Raw genomic sequence first — 2,634 nt, 5'->3', positions numbered from 1 at the left:
ATTGCTTTCTTTTTTACCCGCCTCCAGTTCATCTCCTACATTCCGGTAGACTTTAGTCATCCCGAAAGTGAGTAAGACTAACCCGGCGAGGCCCAGGGTTATTCCCAAAAGGTAGATCGACACTAATAACGTTGAGTTTCCGTTAAAAATCGGTGCTACAATTCTTGCCAGCACTACCCCAGTTAGCGAAACCAGAGTGCCTGACACCCAGAATTTTACGCTCCGCCCGCTCATTGCACCAACGGAACCAGCGTAATGTAAACACCGGTCAGGATAGCCGAGGTGATTACACCGCTGACACTACACCCGATTGCAAATGGTAAAACAATGGCATAAGGATTAGCTGCCGTAACCTCTCTTTGGGCAACTTTGCTTGTCGTGGGTATACAAGAAACGCCGGCGATACCGACTACTGGGTTAAACTTTTTCCCGCTGATAAAGTACATGAGCAGGCCGCCGATAACGCCTCCAACGCCGGAGAAAAAGAGAGCGAACACACCGAGAAAGAGCAGGATGAGCACTTTCGGATCCAAAATCGTGCTTGCTTCACACAGCACTCCTAAAAGCAACCCCAGGAAAAAAGTAGACCCATAGAGGACGGGTCCTTCCAAAAGTTCCGCAAAGTGCTTCAGCCCGGATTCCCGTACCGCTACACCCACGAAAAAGGACATGAACAAAGGAGCGGCCACGGGGAAAAGAAGGCACAAAACCGTACAGGCAATAATGGCAAACGCAAATTTTTGACCGGAGCTGACAGTGGGCAGCGAACTCAAATCCATTTGTATTCCACGAAGTTTCTTCGGAATCAAAAATCTGATTAAATAGGGATAACCGCCGTAGCACAAGCTTAAGTAAAGATAGGCCACAATGGTTATCGGAACAAACAGGTGTTTTGCCAGCATCAGTGAAGTAAACAGCACCATCGGGCCGTCCGCCCCGCCAACAACAGAAATGGCGGCTGCTTCACTAAAGGTGAGCCCGCAGGCCACAGCCACCGGAAACGTGAGGACAGAACCTAATTCGGCGAAGAGAGCGATAAACATACTGGCAAAAGGCCTTGCCAGCAGGTACCCGACATCTGTGATAACCCCGATGCCCATAAAGACTAGGCAGGCAATTAAACCGTTGCTGAAAGTATAAGTATAAATTGGCTGCAAAAAGTCGATTTGCAAGATATTTATCAGACTCGCCGGGTCCGACACCATCGGGGCCACAAAAATTGTACCCATGTTGCCGGAACCTTCCGGCATCATAGCCACCATCTCAGGTGCGATAAAGAGCACCGCGGCGTTTACAGAAGCCATGCCCAAACCCATAGGCAACATGATCAGCGGATCGAGAATTTTTTTGTAGCCCAAGTATACTAATAAAAAACCAAGAACTATCAGCACCAATCTAGCTATGGCAATTTTGGGCTCGCTAGCGAAAAGCGTCGCGACTCCCTGGAATAAATTTAATACATTAATTTCACCCATATATACCAACCTGCTTTCAAGCGGCCTTCATACTCCTAGAGAATATAGCCAAAGGCCGATCACCACCAACATAGTGATGCAACATGCCAATCCCGCAATACACTACCCTGAAGCAGGCCACACCCCTCCTCTATTTGATTATTTTGCTTTCAAAAATATAGACATTCCCTTGATCAGAAAAGCTACTACAAAACCGATTACGGCCAACATACCGTAAGACATCAGGGCAATTTGAATAGATGTTTCCAACACTTTTACTTGCCCCCTTTCATATTTTTGTAAACTATCATGCAAATATAACCAACAAGAAATTCTGCATTTATACAGTATACAATTAACGAATAAAAATAATAATGTTGACGGCCGCCTTCAAGGGTTTGCCTGAAATAAAGCAACTCCAGTGACGACCGGCACCATTTCCCTTTGTCCAAACAAAATCGAATAAAAATTATCCCAGCGTAATAATCGCTTTGGCCGGATCAACGTTTGTATTGGGTTCAGCGTCAATCGAAGCGACAGTTCCGTCGGACGGGGCAAATACTTTAATAAGCATTTTCATGGCTTCAACAGTAGCAACGGGATCGCCTTTTTTAACCGCGTCGCCTACCTTCACATCGACAGAAATCAGTTTACCAGCCATCGGGGCGTTAACAGCTACACTCATGATAAAGAACTCCTTTCAGTTTGTTTTTAATAAATTCTTTCAATCTTTACCCTCAATAAACCCTTCATCTCTAAAACAACTACTTCAGCGGAAATAAACCGCCCACTGCTAATATTGTTCCAGAAAACCCCCTTCCTTATCACAAAATACAAAATACACCTGGCATATTTAAATATGCAATAACCATGCCAGGCGATTTGTGCCTGTAAATTAACCCGGAGCCGTTCCTTACCGTCACCAGATAATGCATCATTGCATACATAACTGCAAAATTACATTCATTAGATCTGCCTACTAGAATTCGTCTCCTCAAGCTTGTCCTTAATCTTCAGACAAAGATGCCCTATTACCCGATATTCTACAAAAACCCCATCAAATTATCACTGCCAAAATTAAGCATATTGCATCACTGGGATTGCCGGGTCAAGCATTGATATTATACCACGTGGACAGTGGATTGAATAGCTTTTGTTGCGATAGTTATCGTAGGAAGAA

Annotated in this window: 3 protein-coding genes; all 3 read right to left on the bottom strand. The window is 44.8% G+C overall.

Annotated elements, in window-relative coordinates; all coding sequences use genetic code 11:
• Nucleotides 1–207, bottom strand: a 207-nt coding sequence (locus tag A4E54_RS07050; protein WP_286725256.1) for a hypothetical protein, incomplete at its 3' end; no start/stop codon positions are given.
• Between the two features lie 23 nt (nt 208–230).
• Nucleotides 231–1,475 (bottom strand): sodium ion-translocating decarboxylase subunit beta, encoded by a 1,245-nt coding sequence (locus A4E54_RS07045; protein WP_240084527.1) that lies wholly within the window; start codon nt 1,473–1,475, stop codon nt 231–233.
• Between the two features lie 448 nt (nt 1,476–1,923).
• Nucleotides 1,924–2,139: an acyl-CoA carboxylase biotin carboxyl carrier protein subunit gene (locus A4E54_RS07040; protein ID WP_240084886.1), complete on the bottom strand. Its 216-nt coding sequence runs from the start codon at nt 2,137–2,139 to the stop codon at nt 1,924–1,926.
• Between the last annotated feature and the right edge of the window lie 495 nt (nt 2,140–2,634).

Source organism: Pelotomaculum sp. PtaB.Bin117 (assembly GCF_002067195.1).
GTDB lineage: Bacteria > Bacillota > Desulfotomaculia > Desulfotomaculales > Pelotomaculaceae > Pelotomaculum_D > Pelotomaculum_D terephthalicicum.
This window is presented reverse-complemented; position numbering and strand designations above follow the sequence as displayed.

What these genes read in the sequence shown, in the direction of transcription:
- A4E54_RS07045 (WP_240084527.1), bottom strand. Translation starts at nt 1,475, where the DNA reads ATGGGTGAAATTAATGTATTAAATTTATTCCAGGGAGTCGCGACGCTT.
- A4E54_RS07040 (WP_240084886.1), bottom strand. Translation starts at nt 2,139, where the DNA reads ATGAGTGTAGCTGTTAACGCCCCGATGGCTGGTAAACTGATTTCTGTC.